Raw genomic sequence first — 21,158 nt, forward strand, 5'->3', positions numbered from 1 at the left:
TCAATGAAAAAGGCCGGTCTCCCGGCCTTGGTTTTTACAACATGCACTGCCAGGCAGTGCGATCAGGAAAGATATTTATCCGTTGAGATCACCGAGCCATAGCCAAACGCAAACGCTGCCATCGCGGCGGCATGCACCTGCGCTGCAGGGATATTGACGCCGTCAAACTCCAGGTCCAGCGTGGCACAGGCATCATGCAATATGGTGGCGACATAACCCAGGTCTACCGCGGCACGCACCACGGCATCTATGCACATATGGCTCATGGCGCCGACCACGATCACTTCTTCTACCCCTTGCGCATCCAGCTGCTGTTGCAGATCGGTATCGCGAAAGGCATTGATGTGGTTTTTGACGATGACCACCTCCCCTGCCAGCGGCGCAACGCTGGGCTGGATCTCTACCCCAGGCGTACCAGGCACAAACACTGGCGCTTCACCGTTGGCGAACTCATGGCGGATATGGAAGACAGGAATCCCCTTGTGGCGGGCATCGGCGATCACCCTGGCGGCATTGGCCGCCGCAGACTCTATGCCGGTTAACGGCAGTTTGCCGCTGGGCAGGTATTCATTTTGCAAATCGACAACAATGAGGCCACTTTTATTCATGCTGCTCTCCTGCAAAGGTTCAAAGGTGATTTAGGTCAGCCAGTTTCCATCAGGCAATGTCGCACTAACTGAAATCATCACGATCATTTTTCTTCGGTGGCGATATTCAACCTGTTGTATTCGCTGGTGTTTTCAGAGGCATAACACTCCAGTATTTTGGAATCATTGGCCTTGAATTTGATGCTTTCTATAGAATTGATGTTTTTTTCAAAAGCCGGGTCTAACTCGCCGCACTTCTTGGCCCGGTTACTCACAAAATGTAAATAATCTTTCTTGTTCAGCTCAGAATGGATAGAGCCATCATTGAGCAAATTGGTATAAGCACGCCGCAACCTGAGTTCAGACACGCTCCACAGGCTGAAAGTGATCTGGTTGGTAGACACGTTCACCATAGGTCGCAGGTCTTCTACCGGGGCTGGCTCAACGCTTGGCGCTGGCGCAGTTTCGGCGACCGGCGCTGGTGCTGCTGGCGGTGGCGTGATCACGGCTGGTGCGGCCACAGGCGGTAACGCTTCTACATCGGCAGGCTTGGGCGCTGCTTTGACCGGCGCAGCAGCGGTTTCAGTCTCTTCCTCGACTTCGGGCAGTGCTATCTGTTGCTCGGCGCGGGTTAAGGAATCTTCGACTGCGCTCAATGGCTCGACTGGCGGCAATGGTTCAGTTGCCTGCAAGCTGTAGATGACCAGGCCGAGCACGACCAGGCCGGTCAGGTAAAACAATATGGTGGCGATGAAGTTGAATTTTTCATTAGCCGTATCTTCACTGCCGCAATTCGGGCAGTGTGACGATAGCGCTTCATCCTTGGGGTACCAGATAAATCCGCAGGCGTTGCAGACCTTGTGAAGTCGAAGAAATAGGCTCATCAGGGGTTCTCTTATTGTTATTGAATCATCATCATATTTAAAGCCACTGCCGGTACGCATATATAAGCCAGTGCGTGCATTAGCTGGCATGCTGCCTAATTTTAGGTTTTGCCATTTGAGATAAGTTCACAGCCACGGCCACAAATAGACATTGCCCAAAAGCCTGCAGTATGAATTTTAACGCATATGCAGGGTCGGTATGAGTAATGCGAATGAAACAAAGGTGGGCAAATGGAAGAAACCGTATTTTTTAATTTTAACGGCATCATCGTCAGCAATAGCCGCTTTATCGTGCGCAGCCAGACTTACGCCATGCAAAGCGTCACTTCGGTGAAACCCGGCGTGGTCAAACCATCACGCACGGTAGCGTTGGCATTTATATTCATAGGTGTGCTGTTGCTGATCGCTGAACTGCTGGCGCTGATTGATCAGCAAGGCGTATTGCTGGTGGCAGGTGTGGTCGCCATTTTGCTAGGGCTGATCGCCTGGTACCTGGCAAAACCCAGATACTCGGTGGTTTTGCATACTTCTGCTGGCGAGCACCATGCACTGGTCAGCGACAACAAGCAGGACATAGAACATGTGCTGCAGGCGCTGAACCAGGCTATAGTCAGCAGGGGCTAGTTAAAAAGGCCAAAGCTAGGGGCTAAGGCCTTGCACCACTCACCTCGCCTTTAATATTTGGCTGGCACAAACATTTCTTTAGGCACAGGGCCACGGATGTAATCCGGGTTGTGCACGCGTTTAGGCAACACCACTGACGGGTGCTCTACTTTGTCATACTCGATCTGGCTCAGCAGATGGTTGATGCAGTTCAGCCGCGCTTTCTTTTTATCCACCGCTTCTATCACCCACCATGGTGCCTCAGGGATATGCGTGCGTTCCAGCATGATCTCCTTGGCTTTGGTGTATTGCTCCCACAGGCGGCGCGACTCCAGGTCCATAGGGCTGAGTTTCCACTGTTTGAGCGGGTCCTGGATACGCGTCATAAAGCGCAGGTGCTGTTCATCGTCGGTGATCGAGAACCAGTACTTGATCAGGATGATGCCTGAGCGCACCAGCATTTTTTCAAACTCTGGCACCGAGCGGAAAAACTCTTCGTACTCTGCTTCATTACAGAAGCCCATCACCTTTTCTACGCCGGCGCGGTTGTACCAGCTGCGGTCAAACAGCACGATCTCACCGCCGGCTGGCAGATGCGAGATATAGCGCTGGAAATACCATTGTGTGCGTTCACGCTCGCTGGGGGCCGGCAAAGCGGCCACCCGACAGACGCGCGGGTTGAGGCGCTGGGTGATGCGCTTGATCACACCGCCCTTGCCTGCTGCATCGCGGCCCTCAAACAGCACCACCACTTTCAGTTTGTTGTGCACTACCCAGTCCTGCAATTTGACCAGCTCGCCTTGCAGGCGGAACAGTTCTTTAAAGTAGATCTGGCGGTCAGACAGCGATTCGCTATGCACGCCGTCCAGGCCGGTGGCTGTGGCGTACTCAGCCAGCAACTGGTCCATACGCTGGTCGTCCAGCTCCATCTCCAGCTCTTCGTCAAAGCTATCCAGCATTTCATTATGCATCTGTGCCTGGCTGAATTGCTCATCGCTAAATTGTTCATCACTGGATGATTCGTGGTTTGCAGAGATTGCGGCGGCTTTATCTATGGTCATGGTGGCTACCCTGGGAGAGATTAGGTGTTATCTGGGCATGCTAAATTTCCTGCATGACAGTTTGATGACTATTTTGCTTTTGCTGGCGGATGGCGACCTGTAGCTGTCATCAATTTGTCACATTGAAAATCAATACTCGGGGTTCTCGATAAAAATATCAGGCTAATATCATGAATACTTCATCTGCCAGTGCCTCATCGTTATTACCTAGCAGTTCCAGACCTAACCTCGACAACAAGCCGGGTCTGCTCACCAAAGCCATCTTTATAGGCTTGCTGGTCATGGGCCTGATCTACACCGGCTTTAGCCTGATGCACGACGTCAACGACAACGGCGCCAGCACCACCACCTGGCTACCGTTCATTTTGCTGGGCGTCGCCCTGGTGATCGCACTCGCGTTTGAGTTCGTCAATGGTTTCCATGACACCGCCAATGCAGTGGCCACCGTGATCTATACCCATTCATTACCGGCCAACTTTGCGGTGATCTGGTCTGGCACCTTTAATTTCCTCGGTGTGCTGGTTTCCAGCGGTGCGGTGGCGTTCGGCATCATCTCACTACTGCCGGTGGAGTTGATCCTGCAAGTAGGCTCAGGCGCTGGCTTTGCCATGGTGTTTGCCCTGTTGATCGCCGCCATCCTGTGGAACCTGGGCACCTGGTTGCTAGGCTTGCCGGCTTCATCCTCACACACCCTGATAGGCTCTATCATAGGCGTAGGCGTAGCCAATGCGCTGATGCATGGCCGTAATGGCACCAGCGGTGTCGATTGGGCACAGGCGACCAAGATAGGCTATTCATTATTGCTGTCGCCGGTGATAGGTTTCTTTTTTGCCGCTTTATTGCTGCTGACACTGAAAGCCTTTGTCAAAAGCAAAGAGCTCTACCAGGAGCCTAAAGGCAACAAGCCGCCACCACTGTGGATACGTGGCCTGCTGATACTGACCTGTACCGGTGTTTCGTTTGCGCACGGCTCGAATGATGGCCAGAAAGGCATGGGGCTGATCATGCTGATCCTGGTGGGGACTGTGCCTATGGCGTATGCCCTGAACCGTGCCATGCCGGTAGACCAGATGACACAATTTGTAGCAGTTGCGCATGTCACCCAGCAGTCACTGCAACAAAACACGACTGCCACACCGCCTGCCAGCAATGACGCTGCCCGCCACACCCTTACCGAATACGTACGCACCAAAACGGTGACGCCGGAACTGATCCCTGCCCTGGCTGCCATGACCGGCAGTATCGGCGACCAGGTGAAAGCGCATGGCACTTTTGCCGCAGTACCCGCCGAGCAGGTCGGCAACGTGCGTAATGATATGTACCTGGTGTCAGAAGCCATACGCTTTCTGGATAAAGATGAGCAAGTGAAATTTGAAGGCGACACCAAAGCGAATGTGACAGCGTTTAAAAAAGAGATCGATAAAGCCACCAAATTCATTCCGCTATGGGTAAAAGTGGCGGTCGCCATTGCCTTAGGATTAGGCACCATGGTCGGCTGGAAACGCATCGTCGTCACCGTAGGCGAAAAGATAGGCAAGACCCACCTGACCTACGGCCAGGGTGCCTCGGCCGAACTGGTGGCAATGACCATGATAGGTGCGGCGGATATGTACGGTTTGCCGGTATCGACCACCCATGTGCTGTCATCCGGCGTAGCTGGCACCATGGCGGCGAACAAGTCTGGCTTGCAAATGTCCACTATCCGCAACCTGCTGATGGCGTGGGTGCTGACATTGCCGATGGCGATGCTATTGTCAGGCAGTTTGTACTGGCTGTTCACCCAGCTGTTTTAACTAACACGCCAGCCACTGAAAACCGCGATAAACCATCGCGGTTTTTTTATTGCTGTCCCATTCATCAACTTGCGTTAACTATGTAAATTGATTTATGCAAACTTAAGAACTAAGGGTAAAACCACGCTTTTGTTAAGGAAATGGAACGTAAATCCGCGCTTTATCGGCAAATCCTTTTTGCTGTGTTGGGTATTTAATACAGGCTATAAACAAACAACAATGGTTAAAACCTACCCAAGTGAGGGCGATGCATAATGAGTATTGATTTTCTGAGTAAACTGACTGGTAAAGCGGGCAAATCCAGCGAAACAAAGCCGCGCGATGATAGCGGGCAGATTCAAGCCATACATCAGGTGATGGGCGTGATCGAGTTCGACCTGCAAGGCAATATCCTGGCGGTCAATGACAACTTCGCGGCGGTGACCGGTTACAGCAAGCAGGAAATCATCGGTCAGCATCACAGCTTGTTTGTGGACCCCGACTACAAGAAAAGTGCCGAATACAAACAGTTCTGGGAAGACCTGGGCCGCGGCAAGGCCGATAACGGCCAGTTCAGAAGAATAGGCAAAGCCGGCAAGGAGATCTGGCTGGAAGCCAGCTATGTGCCGGTCAAGGATGAAAGCGGCAAAGCGTTCAAAGTCATTAAATATGCATTCGATATCACGGCTGAGAAACAGCGTGATGCAGAATCACAAGGGCAGATCGCCGCCATTAACAGGATCATGGGCGTGATCGAATTCGACCTCAAGGGCAATATCCTGGCGGTCAATACCAATTTTGCTGCTGTCACCGGTTATAGCAAAGAAGAGATCGTCGGCCAGCACCACAGCCTGTTTGTCGAGCCGGCTTATAAAAGCAGTGCCGAATACAAACAGTTCTGGGCCGACCTGGGCAACGGCCAGGCCAATGAAGGCCAGTTCAAGCGCGTGGGCAAAGGCGGCAAAGAGATCTGGTTGCAAGCCAGCTACAACCCTATTTTTGATAGCCACGGCAAACCATTCAAAATCGTCAAATACGCCACTGACATCACCGTCAGCCAACTGCGAAATTCGGATTACTCTGGCCAGATCAATGCCATAGGCAAAGTCATGGGCGTGATCACTTTTGACCTCAAGGGTAACGTCACCGATGTCAATGATACTTTTGCCGCCGTCACCGGCTACAGCAAGCAAGAGATCATAGGCCAGCACCATAGCCTGTTTATCGAACCAGCTTATAAAAGCAGCGCCGAATACAAACGCTTCTGGGAAAACCTGGGCAGCGGCAAAGCCGAAGAAGGCCAATTCAAACGCATAGGCAAAGGCGGCAAAGAGATCTGGCTGCAAGCCAGTTACAACCCGATATTAGATGCGGCAGGCAAGCCTTTCAAAGTGGTGAAATACGCCACCGATATCACTGCAGACAAACTGAAAAATGCAGATTCTTCAGGCCAGATCGATGCCATAGGCAAAGTGATGGGCGTGATCAGCTTTGACCTCAGCGGCAAGATCACTGACGTCAATGATAACTTTGCCGCAGTCACCGGCTACAGCAAGAGCGAGATCATAGGCCAGCACCACAGCATGTTTGTGGAAGCGGCTTACAAGAACAGTGCTGAATACCAGCAGTTCTGGGAAAACCTGGGCAAAGGCAAAGCCGATCAGGGCCAGTATAAGCGTGTAGGCAAAGGCGGCAAGGAAGTCTGGTTGCAAGCCAGCTACAACCCTATTCTAAATTCTGACGGCAAGCCGTTCAAAGTGGTGAAATACGCGACTGACATCACCGCCAAAGTGGCTGAAGCCAATATCATGCAACAGGCGGTGCACGAGACCGCGCAAGTGGTCGCGGCCACCAAGAGTGGCGACCTGACACAAAGGATAGACACCGATAACAAACAAGGCGAGATCAAAACCCTGTGTGAGGGTGTCAACACCATCGTTGATGAAATGACTGATATCCTGTCTTCGGTCAAAGTCGCCGGCGAAGCGATCAGCACGGCTGCCTCGCAGATCTCGCAAGGCAATAATGATTTATCGCAACGCACTGAAGAACAAGCCAGCTCACTGGAGGAAACTGCTTCCAGTATGGAAGAGATCGCTTCTAACGTGAAAAATAACGCTGAAAATGCGCAACAGGCCAACCAGATGACCGACCAGGCCAGCAGCATTGCAGCCAAAGGTGGTGAAGTATTTGGCAAGGTGGTGTCTACCATGTCAGAAATCACCGAGAGCTCTTCACGCATTGAAGAAATCATTTCGGTGATAGACAGTATCGCCTTCCAGACCAATATCCTGGCGCTGAACGCAGCGGTTGAAGCCGCGCGTGCCGGTGAACAGGGCCGTGGCTTTGCCGTGGTCGCCAGCGAGGTGCGTAACCTGGCACAACGTTCCGCCAGCGCTGCCAAGGAGATCAAGTTGCTGATCAATGATTCGGCCGCCAAAGTCGCCAATGGCTCTACCTATGTAGAACAGGCCAGCGGCACTATGGAAGACCTGGTCAGCGTGATCGAACGCTTCTCGCAGCTGATCAGCGAGATCACCAGCGCCTCGGTAGAGCAAAGCAGCGGCATAGACCAGATCAATACTGCGGTCTCGCGCATGGATGAAGTGACCCAGCAGAATGCTGCGCTGGTTGAAGAAGCTGCTGCCGCTGCGATGTCACTGGTGGATCAGGCAGAAAAACTGCAGGAGACCGTCAGCCATTACCGCTTTCAGGACAACGGCGCTGGCAGCTCAGCTGTTAAAGCCGCCAGACCGCAATTGCAATCCAGAAGCCAGAGCTTTGCAAAAAAAGTCAGAACCGGTACCAATAACGCTGGCTGGGATCAGTTTTAAAACCAGTCACAATAGCTGATGCAAAACCCGCCGCTGGCGGGTTTTTTTATGCCTGCCCGGCTGGCGGACGCCTGCTGGTAGCAGATGCTGACAGTCAGTGGCCTCAATATGCTTAGCTGCTGATTTCATGGAGTATTTTTCAAAAACTGGGTAACTATCTGGCCTACATCTGGCTTACTATATGTCTCGCCAAATGGCAAACGAAAGCCAACATTTACAGATGTTATTGTCAATTATATTTACTTAAATTAATTGAGCTATAAATCCCTCTCTGTTTCATCAGTTAAAAATCCACGGTGTATATTAAGATAAATTAACTTTATTTCATCTTATTTATGACCTCGGAGAGTTGATATGCTCAGTATTTTTAATGGTAGTAAGAATTCCAGCAAAGAACTGTTACTCAAGCAGATCGACCTCACAGGTCAGATCGACGCCATCCATAAAGTGATGGGCGTGATCGAATTCGATCTGCAAGGAAATATCCTTGCAGTCAATGAAGGTTTTGCGGCTGTCACTGGCTACCCTGCGCAAGAGATCACCGGCCGCCACCACAGCATGTTTGTGTCAGCAGAGTACAAAGCCAGCAGCGAATACAAACAACTGTGGGAAAAGCTAGCCAAAGGTGAAGCAGCAGATGGCCAGTTCAAACGCATAGGCAAAGATGGCAAGCAGCTGTGGCTGCAAGCCAGTTACAACCCTATCTTCGATGAGGATGGCAAACCATACAAAGTGGTGAAATATGCCACTGACATCACGCAGGATAAACTCAAGAACGCCGATTTTTCAGGCCAGATCGCCGCCATAGGTAAAGTCATGGGCGTGATCGAGTTCGATCTGCAAGGCAATATCCTGTCTGCCAATGACAATTTTTCCGCAGTGACCGGCTACAGCACCCAAGAGATCGTCGGCAACCACCACAGCATGTTCGTAGCGCCAGAACAAAAAGGCAGTACTGAATACCGTCAGTTCTGGGAAAACCTGGCCCAGGGTATCGCCAGCAACGGGCAATACAAACGCTTTGGCAAAGGCAACCGCGAGATCTGGCTGCAAGCCAGTTATAACCCTATCTTCGATACCGATGGCAAACCATTCAAAGTAGTGAAATATGCCACCGATATCACGCGTGAAAAACTCAAGCATGCCGATTTCTCCGGCCAGATCGCCGCCATAGGCAAGGTCATGGGCGTGATCGAATTCGACCTCAAGGGCAATATCCTGTCTGTGAATGACAATTTTGCCGCAGTGACCGGTTATAGCGCGCAGGAGATCGTCGGCAACCATCACAGCATGTTTGCCACCACTGAATATAAAAACAGTGCAGAGTACAAGCAACTCTGGCAGCAACTGGCCCAGGGTGTGGCCAACGACGGCCAATACAAACGCATAGGTAAAGGCGGCCGCGAGATCTGGTTGCAAGCCAGTTACAACCCTATCTTCGATATGGACGGCAAACCGTTCAAAGTGGTGAAATACGCGACGGATATCACCCGCGAAAAACTGCAATACGCTGATTTTTCAGGGCAGATCGCCGCCATCAGTAAAGTCATGGGCGTGATCGAGTTCGACCTCAAAGGCAACATCCTGGCGGTCAATGATAACTTTGCCGCAGTCACCGGTTACAGCGCGCAGCAGATCATAGGCAACCACCACAGCATGTTTGTAGGCTCGGCCTATAAAAACAGCCCTGAATACAAGCAGTTCTGGGACAATCTGGGCCGTGGCCAACCCGATAGCGGCCAGTACCAGCGCGTAGGCAAAGGTGGCAAGGAGATCTGGCTGCAGGCGACTTACAACCCTATCTTTGATATGGATGGCAAACCGTTCAAGGTGGTGAAATATGCGACTGATATCAGTGCCAAGATCAAAGAGACACATGCCATGAAACAGGCGGTGGATGATGTGGTGCGCTACACCAAGACCGGCGACCTGACTCACAGGATACCTACTGCTGACAAATCCGGCGAGATCAAGCAGTTGTGTGAAGGCATCAATATCATCATCGACGCCATGACCGGCATTCTGGCCACCATTAAAACATCAGGCGCAACCATTTACTTGTCTGCTTCTGAGATCTCTATGGGTAATAATGACCTCTCTCAACGCACCGAGGAGCAAGCCAGTTCACTGGAAGAAACCGCAGCCAGCCTGGAAGAGATCGCTGCAACCGTCAGACACAACGCCGAGAATGCCAAGCAGGCCAATATCATGACCAGCAAAGCCAGCGAAGTCGCCAATAAAGGCAGTGAAGTGTTTACCAAAGTGGTGCAGACCATGGCCGAGATCAGTGAGAGTTCTTCGCACATTGAAGAGATTCTGACTGTGATAGACAGCATTGCTTTCCAGACCAATATCCTGGCACTGAACGCAGCCGTCGAGGCCGCGCGTGCCGGTGAACAAGGTCGTGGCTTTGCCGTGGTGGCCAATGAGGTGCGCAATCTGGCGCAACGCTCAGCCACCGCCGCCAAAGAAATCAAGCAATTGATCGCCGATTCGGCCAGTATCGTCGCCAGTGGCTCACAATATGTAGACCAGGCCAGCGGCACCATAGAAGAGATGCTGCATGCGATCAAGAGTGTTTCGGCCATTATTTCCGAGATCACCGCTGCCTCTGCCGAACAGACCACAGGCATAGACCAGATCAACTCGGCCATGAACCAGATCGATGAAGTGACCCAGCAAAATGCGGCACTGGTGGAAGAAGCCGCTGCCACGGCCATGTCGCTGGTTGAACAAGCCAACAAACTGACTGAGACGGTAGACCAGTACAAACTGCCGGACAGCCGCCCTGCCGCGCACAGCCAACCGGCCAGCAAACAAAGCTACCAGATCGCCGCTGCGGCCTAAGCCAGTTTACGCTGTGCCATAGCACAGACCAGAGATTCAGATTCGATACCTTGCACAGCTCCTGCAAGGTATTTTTTTATCTTACGCTTGTAATTACAGTGTGTGTGGAATTGACGCGCTGCCGGCCATGGCAGCGCAACAGCCAAGGCTGTAGGCCGGGGGGTTAATGCCCGTATAGATCCTGGGTCTTGTAGTTAGGCCCAAAGAACTCTTTCATCAGGAAATCCTCCAGGCCGGCACTGTCGGCAGGTCTGGCCGATAAAGTCACAGTGCGGCCAAGGCGGTTGGATATCCAGTCGAAATCGCCATTGTAATGCTCGCGTATGATGGCGATCATGCGACGTACCATGACCAGGCGTATATCTTCACCGGTGCCCGCCTCTACCTGGTAAAACTGGGTATTGGCAGAGGTATAGTCATTCACCCAGCCTTTAAAGCTGAAGCTGGCATTGTAAGGGTCCATGCGCTTGATAGAGAACAGGCCATTGGTTCCGACCTTGAGGTTGTTCATGATGTTTTTGGTGCGCCGCTCGTCTTCACTAGGCCCACGCTCGGCGGCCGCGGCTGCATCGTTGACCTGCTTGGCAGCCATTTCTTCCGAAAAGCGGTCCGACTGCCTGCGCTTGATCATGCTGGAGAAATCTTCTGCCGGCGGCGGTGGCACCTGCTGTGGCGTAGGCTGCGGACGTGGTTGCGGCTTGGGCTCAGGCAGCTTGAAACTGCTGTCCGGGTTTTGCGATTGAATGATCTTTTTAGGCAGCTTGGGCGCTTCTTTAGGCTGCGGCTTGGGTTTGGGCTGCGGCTTGGGCGGCTCTGGCAGTTCAAGTGGCGGCTCAACGACTTTGGGCGGGGTGGCAGCGGGTTTGGCCGTGTTCAGCACTATGCTTAATGGCGCTTGCGATGACTCTTCCATAGGCGTCAGCAAGTCCAGTATAAAGCCCCAGAACAATAACGCGTGAAAAAGCAGCGACAGCAGAAAGCCCCACATCAACCTGGCCGGGATGCGCAACACATAGTCCCGCTGCTTTGGTTTCAGCCAGTTGGGCGTGCTAAAGGGTTCAAATGGGGAAGGCTTGCGCATGAACAGGATTAATCACTGAGTTTGCTGATGTCACGCATGACTATTGTATTTCTTGCCAAAGTTTTTCGAGTCTTTTGATTGAGACAGGATAAGGCGTTCTTAATTCCTGTGCAAATAATGATACACGTAACTCCTGTAACTGCCACGCAAAGTCTTGTAACCTGGCTGTTACAGAGGCATTCGCCTTGCGTAACTGTTCAACTTTTTGCTGCCAGCGCTGCTCCAGTTGCCCTATAACCTGCGCGTGCTTGCCATCACGTTCTATGCTGGTCGGATATTTATCTATGCGCATGCGTATCGCTTTCAGATAGCGCGGCAGATGCGGCAGATATTCCCAGGGCGTACGGCTGAAGCATCCGTGATAGACCAGTGCCTGCAACTGTTGTTCACATTCACGTTTGATCTTCTGCGTCACCGGCGTCATTTTTTGCAGTTGTGCCATCAACAGCTGGTATTCGCTGGCGATCAGCTGCACCTGCCGGGTCAGCGCTTCAGCCACCGCAGGCAGACGCGTGCGTGCGCGTTGCTTGAGCTGCATGAACTCAGCATTGGTGCGCGGCAATGCGTCTTCGGCGATAAACGCGCGGTCTGCGATCGCTTGCAGCATGTCTTCACGCAACTGGTCCGGGTTCATCACCGCGCGTAGCAGCAAGGCATACTGGTTAAAGCCCGGCAGGCTTTTTTCCAGCTGTTTCATCTGTTCCTTGAGCTCAAAACGCATCAGGCGGCACACGCCTTTGCGATGGGCCACATCAGCCGCCTCAGGCGTATCAAACAGCTTCACCGCCACGCTGTCCTGGTTATCCTCCACCGCCGGATAACCGGTCAGCTGGCGGCCATCCTTGCTAAAGGTCAGCGTTTGCGGCAGGTCACCAAAGTCCCATTGTTTGAGCCCGGTTTTTTCAATATCCGGTGAACCGCTGCGGAAAGTCAGTTGCGCGGCTGAACCCAACTGTTTCTTGAGCGTATTCCAGTCACGGCCCATGCCTAGCTCGCGGCCTTTTTCATCGACCACGCGGAAATTCATCAGGTGATGCGCATCCAGTCCGGCCAGGTCAAATTCCTCAGCTTTGAGCTTGAGCGCAGTCTTGTGCTGGATAAACTGCGTCAATGCCGGTAGCAAGGCCCCGCTGGCCTGGTGTGCCTGCAGAAAACCGGTGACAAAGTCAGGCACAGGCACGCACACGCGGCGCAAAGTCTTGGGCAGTGCCTTGATCAGCGCGGTGAGTTTGTCACGCACCATGCCTGGCACCAGCCATTCAGTCACGCTGGCATCCAGCTGGTTGAGCAAAGCCAGGGGGATGGTGGCGGTCACACCGTCCAGCACATGGCCAGGTTCAAACCGGTATTTCAGCGGCACGGTAGCGCCATCTATGTTCATCTGCTCGGGAAACTGTACTTCGGTGATGGCATTGGCACCGTGGCGCATCAGCGATTCACGCGTCAGGTATAACACTTTAGGGTTGATCTTTTCCGCGTCCTGCCGCCATTTTTCAAACGAAATGCCATTGAACACACGGTATTGCTCGCTGATCTCAGGCACCACCTTGTCGTAGAAAGCAAACAGCTGGTGTTCGTCTATCAGCACATCCTGGCGACGCGCCTTGTGTTCCAGTGCTTCCACTTCCGAGATCAGCCTGCGGTTAGCCTCCTGAAAAGGCGCGCGCGTATCAAACTCCATATTGGCCAGGGCTTCGCGTATGAAGATCTCGCGTGATTGTGCCGCATCTACCGGCCCGTAATGCACGCGGCGTTTAGGCACTATGGTCAGGCCATACAGGCTGACACGCTCCCAGGCGACTACCTGCGCGGTCTTGCGGTCCCAGCGCGGGTCACTGTAATGGCTTTGCGTCAGGTCACGTGCCCCGCCCTCGTGCGCCACCGGCTCTATCCAGTCCGGGTCTATCTTGGCAACGATGCGTGCATACAGTTTGCTGGTATCGACCAGCTCGGCGGCGATCACCCATTTAGGCCGGCTCTTTTTCAGTGCCGAACCGGGCGCAATGGTAAAGCGTATGCCGCGCGCACCGGCATAGGTCTCACCGTCGCCATCCTTAAAGCCGATATTGCCGAGCAAGCCGGATAGCAGCGCTCTGTGCACCTGTTCATAGCTGGCTTCCTTATCGCCGAGCTTGAAATCCATTTCTTCAACCATCTCGCGCAGTTGCGCATGCAACTCACGCCACTCTTTCAGGCGCAGAAATGACAGAAAAGATTGATGGCACTGGTTGAGCAGCTCGCGGTTGGATTTCTTGGTCTTTAAAGCCTGGTCGTACCAGTCCCACAATTTGAGATAGCTCATAAAATCGGAGTCATCGGCCTTGAACTTGGCATGTGCCTGATCAGCCGCTTCGCGCTTGTCCATAGGCCGCTCGCGCGGGTCTTGTATGCTGAGCACACTGGCAATGATCAGGATCTCGCGCAAGCAGCTTTCTTTTTTGGCCGCCAGTATCATGCGCGCGACGCGCGGGTCCAGTGGCAGGCGTGCCATCTGCCGCCCGATCTCGGTGATCTCGCGCCGCTCGGTCACCGCACCCAGCTCCTGCAGCAACTGGTAACCATCGCTGACCAGGCGCGATGAAGGTGCCTCGATAAACGGGAACTCGGCGACATCGCCCAGGCGCAGATCGGCCATGCGCAAGATCACGCTCGCCAATGAGCTGCGCAAGATCTCCGGCTCGGTGAACGCCGGGCGCTGGTTAAAATCCTCTTCCGAATACAAGCGCACACAGATACCGCTGGACACCCGGCCACAACGCCCTGCGCGCTGTTTGGCCGCTGCCTGCGAGACTTTCTCTATCTGTAATTGCTCAACCTTGGCGCGCGGGCTGTAACGGTTGACGCGCGCCAGCCCGGCATCGATCACATATTTAATGCCTGGCACCGTCAGTGAAGTCTCAGCTACATTGGTAGAAAGCACGATGCGGCGCTGCCCGCCGGGACGGAAGATCTTCTGCTGGTCTTCAATGCTCAGGCGCGCAAACAGTGGCAGTATCTCAGCCGATTTCAGCTTGAGTGACCGGCCCTGGTTTTTGCGCAAATGGTCAGCGGTATCGCGGATCTCGCGCTCGCCGGGCAAGAACACCAGGATATCGCCGTCGCCCTGCCGCAACAGGTCTTCAGCCGTATCAAGGATGGCATCTTCCATCACCTCCTCTTCGTCATCCTCTTCCAGCCAGCGTGTTTCGGTACGTGGCGGTTTGCGCTTGATGCCCATCAGGTCCTGCGCGAAACGGTCTATATCGTCCAGGCCGTCATCAACCGGCACCTCTACCGCCACCATAGTGGTTTTATTGCCCAGCGGCCGGTAGCGGATCTCCACCGGATAAGTGCGGCCAGAAACCTCTATCACCGGCGCGCCATTGAAATGACTGGAGAACCTATCCGCATCTATGGTCGCCGAAGTGACTATGATTTTCAGGTCTGGCCGCTTGGGTAACAGCTGCTTGAGGTAACCCAGCAAGAAATCGATGTTCAGGCTACGCTCGTGCGCCTCATCGATAATGATGGTGTCATAGCCATTGAGGAATTTATCACTTTGCGTTTCTGCCAGCAAAATACCGTCTGTCATCAGCTTGACGTAACTGCCGGCCGAGAGTTTGTCGTTAAACCGCACCTTGTAACCCACCGCCTCGCCCAGCGGACTTTTAAGCTCCTGCGCGATACGGGTGGCGACCGAACGCGCCGCGATCCTTCTGGGCTGGGTGTGGCCGATCAGGCCGCTGACGCCGCGCCCGAGTTCCAGGCAGATCTTGGGTAGTTGCGTGGTTTTGCCGGAGCCGGTCTCCCCACAGACGATCACCACCTGGTGTTTCTGGATAGCCGCCGCGATCTCGTCTTTCTTGCCACTGACAGGTAATTCTGGCGGGTATTCCGGCTGCGGCAAGGCTGCCTGGCGCGCCTGCAGGCGTTGTTGCGAAGCCTGCACTTTATGTGCGATATCCACCAGAGGCTTATCGACGGGTTTGTTCTGTTTCAAGGCATCGCGCAACTGGTGCAAACGGCGCTTGAGCGGAAAACGGTCAGCCAGCATGCACTGCAGAAGTTGTTTTTCGAGTTGGCTGATGAGTTGTGCGGGGGAGACAGCGGTCATAGGGGTGAGATTTTAACATGCCGGGGATTAAAGCTATTCATGGTTGGCGTGGAGATCAGCAGGGAATTTTCGGGATAGATGCACTTGCTGTGAGGTTGTAATTCGTATTTCTTTGGAAGTTCTGTGTTCTGTTTTAGCTTTTTCTTTCGCCTCTAGGCGAGTTACTTTTCTTTGCTTGCCCAAAGAAAACGTAACCAAAAGAAATGCACCCTAGCTTCCGCTTGTTTCCTGCGTTGCTCGTCAGCGTGGGCGTCCAACGAAACTCGCCCTGACAAGCCACACAGAACGTGGCTTGTTGCGGAACTCGAACAGACGCTGGCCGACCCCTCCCACGCTGACTGCGCTACTCGGCGCGTCAGATAGGGGCCCAAGGTCAACACCAGCACGATGGGCCATTAGTCAACCACCATGTGCAGCGGGCCGCTTAGCAACTGTGTATTTGTTTTTGATTTTTTTTATTCGCTCGTCGAGCGGGATACGATGCGAGAAAGACTCACCTCACCAACCGCGTAGTGTCTTTCCGGGTCCCCTATCTGACGCGCCGAGTAGCGGAGTCAAAATAAGGAGGAAGGGAGCGACTGTCTGAGCTCCGCGGTGGCCTGCGTTCTGTGCAGGCCGCTAGGGCGAGTTTCGCGACCGCTTATTTTGACGAGCAACGCAGGAAACAAGCGGAAGCTAGGGTGCCCTTTCTTTTGGTGCCTTTTCTTTGGGCACGCAAAGAAAAGACACTCGCCGAGGGGCGAAAAAGAACGGTGAAATAGAACACTAAAGCATTCAAGGAAAAGTAACTCGCCGAGTGGCGAAAGAAAAGGCTGAAACAGAGCACCAAACCATCAGCCCAGAACCATACTAAGAAGTACCGATTAGAACTTCATAGAAATTTACCTTCTCACACACTCCTCAACACCCGTATTGCCGCCTTTAAACGCCGGTTCAAAATAAAACTTCCTGAACATCAACCGCCCGTCCGTGCCCTTCTTGAATTCCGCAATGCCGGTGCCAAAATCACCGGTCTTGCCACCATACTCGCCATTTTCCATCGGCAAAGCAAAATGCATAGCCGCATGCATGCCATGTGCCGCGGCATGGCCTTTGTAGATGCCGTAATTGGGGACTTCCAGCTGGAAGTCGTAGCTGCTGTCTGCACCCTTGCTATGCTCTTTGCGCAACTTCATCGTCACTATGCCGGTATATTCACCCTCATGCGCATCCTCGCCTCTACAGTCGTAAACACCGCTTAAATCCAGGGCGTAAACACTGGTGGTGATCAGGCACATCAGCAGCGTTGCTAAGCATTTCATATTGTTTCCTTTAAACAATGCTTGGTACTTTGAATACAAAGTTAATGAATTAATTTTTACTTATAAATCATAGCACTTGGCACCATAACTTATCGTGATGCATGAGGTCCATCCAGAGGGCGATCAGGCTTAAAACTACCAGCATCAAGCCACTGATACGCATGCCTGTGCTCTCCTGCATCCAGCCGGGTAAGGCTTGCTGGCCTGAACGCCACAAGACAGGGGCGATAGCCAGGATAGTGGCTGAGCCTGTGGCAAAGGCCATCATCACCAGTGCGCCTTGTAGCCATTGCGATTGCAGCGAAGCCAGCATCACGGCGGAATAAAGCAAGCCGCACGGTAACAAGGCCCATACCATGCCGGTGAACAGGAAGTTGAATCTGGCGTGGCGGGTATGCTGTTTGATCCAGGCCCACACCTGCTGCGCGCCCTGCACTGCCCATTGCGGCTGTTTACCGGTGGCTAGCAGCAAAAAGCCCCAGGCAAAAATGAGGGTGTGCGAGAAGGTCCACAGTGGCTGGAATACCTGGCTTTGACCGGATAACCAGGCCAGGCCACGCAGGCTTTGCGCGGCTAATGCGCCTAGCAAGCCGTAACCGAGCATGCGGCCCAGGTAAAAGCTCCAGGGCACGGTCTGGGCTATGCGTATGGGAATGGATCTGGCGTTGGAGGGTGTTTGCATGGCGCCGCAAGCTGCACCACACATGGCAATGCAGTGAGGCCCGCCTGCCAGCCCCATGACAAAGGCGGTCAGGAGTAAACTGGCTAACATGGCGAGAGTTTAAAGGATTTTGGAAAACCTTGCACGGTTGGCGTCGTGCTGCAAATAGCGGTCAAACACCATGGCGATGGCACGTATAAAGAACCAGCCCATTTCGGTGACTTTAATGCCGTCGTCTTCTAATACCACCAGGCCTTGTTTCTCTTTTTCAGCAAGTTGTTGCAGCTCAGACTTAAAGTATTCTCTGAAGTCTGCCATATAGGATAACTCTATGGATTCATAGCTCAATTCGCCATGGCACATGATGGCCATGATCACGGCACGGCGTATCAGGTCATCACGGCTGAGTGCCAGGCCACGCACAACCGGCAGCTGCGACTGATCGAGAAAATCATAATACTCAGCCAGCGTTTTGGCATTCTGGCTGTAGCTGGCGCCCATCTTGCCTATGGCCGAGACCCCCAGTGCCAGGATATCCTGATCGGCCATGGTGCTGTAACCCTGAAAGTTTCGGTGCAACCTGCCCTGCTGTTTGGCTATGGCCAACGCATCTTGCGGCAAGGCAAAGTGGTCCATGCCTATGTAGACATAACCGGCCTGGATCAGCTGCTGTATGGCTTCGGAAAGCATCTGTATCTTATCGACAGCGCTGGGCAGGTCTTCATCCAGAATACGCCGTTGCGGTTTAAAACGCGAAGGCAGATGCGCGTAGCCATACAAGGCGATGCGGTCTGGCCGCAGCGTGATGATCTGCGAAATGGTCTGCCTGAAAGTGATGGGCGTCTGCTTGGGCAGGCCGTAGATCAGGTCGGCATTCAGTGACTGAAAACCCATCTCACGCGCCTGACGCATCAGCAAGGCCACTTGTTTGTAGGTCTGTATGCGATGCACGGCCTGCTGCACATCGACATCAAAATCCTGCACGCCGAAACTGAGACGGTTAAAACCCAGGTCGCGCAAATGTTGCAGGCGCGCGCTGTCTACGGTGCGCGGGTCGATTTCGGCTGAATACTCGCCCTGGTCGCTGAAGACAAAAGCCTGTTTCAGCATCTGCATCAGGCGGGATAACTCTGCGTCACTGAAGAAGGTGGGTGTACCGCCACCCAGATGCAATTGATTGACCGCCTGCTGCGGACCTAATGCCTGCAGATGCAGGTCCAGTTCGCGTTGCAGATAATCCAGGTAGATAGCGCTCTGCTCGTAGCGCTTGGTGACTATCTTGTTGCAGGCGCAATAAAAACACAGCGAGGCGCAAAACGGGATATGCACATAGACAGACAGCGCCTGTTTCCAGCCACTGATATTGCGCTGTTCCAGCGCCTTGCCATAAGCGGTGGCATCATAGGCTTCAACAAAGCGGTCAGCGGTGGGATACGAGGTATACCGCGGCCCCGATACATCGTAGCGCTCTATATGCTCCTGCGTGATCATCAACGGTTGTTTCATGGTATCCAGCACACTTTTTCCTGTTCTCTATGGATGGCTTTACGCCTATCACAGCATGGCCGCCACTTTGCCACAAAGTAATCCTCGCCCACTTGATGTACATCAAACCCGCAGCAGTCATGCGCCTGCATAATGGCACTACATAATAAAGGGAAGAGACCTCGTATCATGTTCACTGAAATTGCCACCAACGGCATGGCCGTCTTTGAAACACCTCACCAGGGCGCGTATAATCCGCTAGATACTCAACGCCAGTCCAGGACAGCCTCTATGCATGCCGAGCCCAAGCCCATAGCACCCAAAGCAGCGGACAGCAAACAGGCGGAATCCAGCTTTAAAGTCGCCTGCTCTAACTGCAATCTGCGTGAACTGTGCCTGCCGGTCGGCCTGAACGCAGACGAGATGCAGCAACTGGATGGCATGGTGGCCACCCGCAAAAAAATCAAACAGGGCGGGCATCTGTATAGCAGTGGCGACGCCTTCACCATGCTCTACGCCATACGCACCGGTTTTTTCAAAACCAGTGTGGTGTCTGAAGACGGCCGCGAGCAAGTCACAGGGTTTCAGATGGCCGGTGAGATCATAGGCCTGGATGGCATAGTCAGCGATAAACATAATTGCAATGCCATCGCGCTCGAAGACGCCGAAGTCTGCGTCATGCCTTTCAACCATGTGGAAGACCTTTCGCGCGAGATCCCCATGCTGCAACGTCATGTGCACAAGATCATGAGTCGCGAGATTGTGCGTGAAAATGGCGTGATGATGCTGTTAGCCAATATGCGCGCAGAAGAACGCCTGGCAGCTTTTTTACTCAATCTGCTGCAACGCCTGCACGCCAGGGGTTACTCGCAAAGCGAGCTCATCTTGCGTATGACGCGTGAAGAGATAGGCAGCTACCTGGGCATGAAGCTGGAAACGGTGAGCCGCACCTTCTCCAAGTTTAGCGAAGACGGCATTATTGAAGTCAAACAGAAAAATATCCGCATCCTGGATCACGATAAACTGAAAGCGATATTCAACGCCAGCACCTGCTGATGCAAACACTACTGCAAACATAAGTGCAGGCAATACAGCATGCTGCTGCAAGCGCTATTCAGCGAGCTCGCCGCTTATACAGCGACCCGTGACTGGCAATATGTCTACCCGGTCTGGTCACGGCGCGCGCAAGGCATTTCTATCGGCATAAATCTGCACCCCAACCATAGCTGTAACTGGCATTGCATTTATTGCCAGGTGCCAGGTTTGCAACGCGGCCCGTCACCTATGATAGACATCGCGCGTTTGCAGACCGAGCTGGAACACTGCCTGGACTGGATCAGTGCGCAGGCTGTCAAGCATGGTCCAGACCTACTCTCCCCTCTAATACAGGACATTGCCTTTGCCGGTGATGGCGAACCAACCACCTCTCCACAGTTTAACCAGACCTTGAACGTCATCAGCCAGGTTCTTAAGCACCGTCAGCTGGTGATATTAGTCAGGCTGATCACCAATGGCAGCCAGCTGCAGCATGCGCATGTGCAACATGCCATTCAGTGTCTGCATGCGCTAGGCGGCGAGGTGTGGTTCAAGCTGGATGCCGGCAGTGATGCCGAGATGCGGGCGGTGAATGGCAGCCATGTGCCGCTGGCTTTGCATATGCAAAGGTTGCACACTTGCTGCAGCCTGTGCCGCACCTGGGTACAAACAGCGATAGTCAGCAGAAAGGTTTATCAGCAGCTGGTCACTACGCCATCCCTACCTGGCTATATAACAGCACTGCAAGCGTATCAGGACAAGGTCGCAGGTATTCTGCTATATGGCATTGCCAGGCCTAGCCAGCAAGCGGCTGCAGCGAGCCTGCAGCCTGTTGCAGCCAGTGTGATAGAGGATTATGCAGTGGAACTGCGCGCACAAGGCTTTCAGGTGCGCGCATTTGATTAGGATTGCTT

At 53.4% G+C, this 21,158-nt stretch carries 14 protein-coding genes; 6 read left to right on the forward strand and 8 right to left on the reverse strand.

Annotated elements, in window-relative coordinates:
- Positions 1 to 62 precede the first annotated feature (62 nt).
- Both ACFQ1Z_RS05150 and ACFQ1Z_RS05155 read right to left on the reverse strand, forming a co-directional pair.
- A complete protein-coding gene (locus ACFQ1Z_RS05150) occupies positions 63 to 608 on the reverse strand; it encodes a cysteine hydrolase family protein (protein ID WP_379056137.1) in 546 nt (181 codons plus the stop codon).
- An 83-nt stretch (positions 609 to 691) separates the two neighbouring features.
- Positions 692 to 1,471 (reverse strand): hypothetical protein, encoded by a 780-nt coding sequence (locus tag ACFQ1Z_RS05155; RefSeq protein WP_379056138.1) that lies wholly within the window; start codon positions 1,469 to 1,471, stop codon positions 692 to 694.
- 231 nt (positions 1,472 to 1,702) lie between these two features.
- Between ACFQ1Z_RS05155 and ACFQ1Z_RS05160 the strand changes: the two genes are divergently transcribed.
- Positions 1,703 to 2,095 carry a DUF6232 family protein gene (locus ACFQ1Z_RS05160; RefSeq protein ID WP_379056139.1) on the forward strand — a complete coding sequence of 131 codons (393 nt, stop codon included), beginning with the start codon at positions 1,703 to 1,705 and terminating at the stop codon, positions 2,093 to 2,095.
- A gap of 50 nt (positions 2,096 to 2,145) precedes the next feature.
- Here ACFQ1Z_RS05160 and ppk2 read toward each other — a convergent pair whose 3' ends face one another.
- Positions 2,146 to 3,135 carry a polyphosphate kinase 2 gene (ppk2, locus tag ACFQ1Z_RS05165; protein ID WP_379056140.1) on the reverse strand — a complete coding sequence of 330 codons (990 nt, stop codon included), beginning with the start codon at positions 3,133 to 3,135 and terminating at the stop codon, positions 2,146 to 2,148.
- A 170-nt stretch (positions 3,136 to 3,305) separates the two neighbouring features.
- On the opposite strand from ppk2, the gene ACFQ1Z_RS05170 reads away from it, so the two are divergent.
- The 3 genes from ACFQ1Z_RS05170 to ACFQ1Z_RS05180 all read left to right on the forward strand — a co-directional run bounded on the left by ACFQ1Z_RS05170 (position 3,306) and on the right by ACFQ1Z_RS05180 (position 10,588).
- A complete protein-coding gene (locus tag ACFQ1Z_RS05170; RefSeq protein WP_379056142.1) occupies positions 3,306 to 4,928 on the forward strand; it encodes an inorganic phosphate transporter in 1,623 nt (540 codons plus the stop codon).
- Positions 4,929 to 5,182: 254 nt separating this feature from the next.
- A complete protein-coding gene (locus ACFQ1Z_RS05175) occupies positions 5,183 to 7,741 on the forward strand; it encodes a methyl-accepting chemotaxis protein (protein ID WP_379056143.1) in 2,559 nt (852 codons plus the stop codon).
- A 354-nt stretch (positions 7,742 to 8,095) separates the two neighbouring features.
- Complete coding sequence (locus ACFQ1Z_RS05180; RefSeq protein ID WP_379056145.1) at positions 8,096 to 10,588, forward strand: methyl-accepting chemotaxis protein; 2,493 nt, start codon at positions 8,096 to 8,098, stop codon at positions 10,586 to 10,588.
- Positions 10,589 to 10,751: 163 nt separating this feature from the next.
- Here ACFQ1Z_RS05180 and ACFQ1Z_RS05185 read toward each other — a convergent pair whose 3' ends face one another.
- The 5 genes from ACFQ1Z_RS05185 to hemN form a co-directional block, all read right to left on the reverse strand.
- Positions 10,752 to 11,669, reverse strand: coding sequence for a hypothetical protein (locus tag ACFQ1Z_RS05185; protein WP_379056146.1), 918 nt, complete (start codon positions 11,667 to 11,669; stop codon positions 10,752 to 10,754).
- Between the two features lie 40 nt (positions 11,670 to 11,709).
- Positions 11,710 to 15,702: an ATP-dependent RNA helicase HrpA gene (gene hrpA / locus ACFQ1Z_RS05190; RefSeq protein ID WP_379057177.1), complete on the reverse strand. Its 3,993-nt coding sequence runs from the start codon at positions 15,700 to 15,702 to the stop codon at positions 11,710 to 11,712.
- A 941-nt stretch (positions 15,703 to 16,643) separates the two neighbouring features.
- Positions 16,644 to 17,063 (reverse strand): hypothetical protein, encoded by a 420-nt coding sequence (locus ACFQ1Z_RS05195; protein ID WP_379056147.1) that lies wholly within the window; start codon positions 17,061 to 17,063, stop codon positions 16,644 to 16,646.
- Positions 17,064 to 17,130: 67 nt separating this feature from the next.
- Positions 17,131 to 17,835, reverse strand: a complete 705-nt coding sequence (locus tag ACFQ1Z_RS05200; RefSeq protein WP_379056148.1) for a sulfite exporter TauE/SafE family protein — start codon at positions 17,833 to 17,835, stop codon at positions 17,131 to 17,133.
- Positions 17,836 to 17,844: 9 nt separating this feature from the next.
- Positions 17,845 to 19,230: an oxygen-independent coproporphyrinogen III oxidase gene (gene hemN / locus ACFQ1Z_RS05205; RefSeq protein ID WP_379056149.1), complete on the reverse strand. Its 1,386-nt coding sequence runs from the start codon at positions 19,228 to 19,230 to the stop codon at positions 17,845 to 17,847.
- A gap of 270 nt (positions 19,231 to 19,500) precedes the next feature.
- Between hemN and fnr the strand changes: the two genes are divergently transcribed.
- Positions 19,501 to 20,265, forward strand: coding sequence for a fumarate/nitrate reduction transcriptional regulator Fnr (gene fnr / locus ACFQ1Z_RS05210; RefSeq protein WP_379057179.1), 765 nt, complete (start codon positions 19,501 to 19,503; stop codon positions 20,263 to 20,265).
- Positions 20,266 to 20,304: 39 nt separating this feature from the next.
- Positions 20,305 to 21,150 (forward strand): hypothetical protein, encoded by an 846-nt coding sequence (locus ACFQ1Z_RS05215; RefSeq protein WP_379056150.1) that lies wholly within the window; start codon positions 20,305 to 20,307, stop codon positions 21,148 to 21,150.
- Positions 21,151 to 21,158 lie beyond the last annotated feature (8 nt).

Origin of the sequence: Methylophilus luteus (genome assembly GCF_042676265.1) — a bacterium.
GTDB classification, from domain to species: Bacteria; Pseudomonadota; Gammaproteobacteria; order Burkholderiales; family Methylophilaceae; genus Methylophilus; species Methylophilus luteus.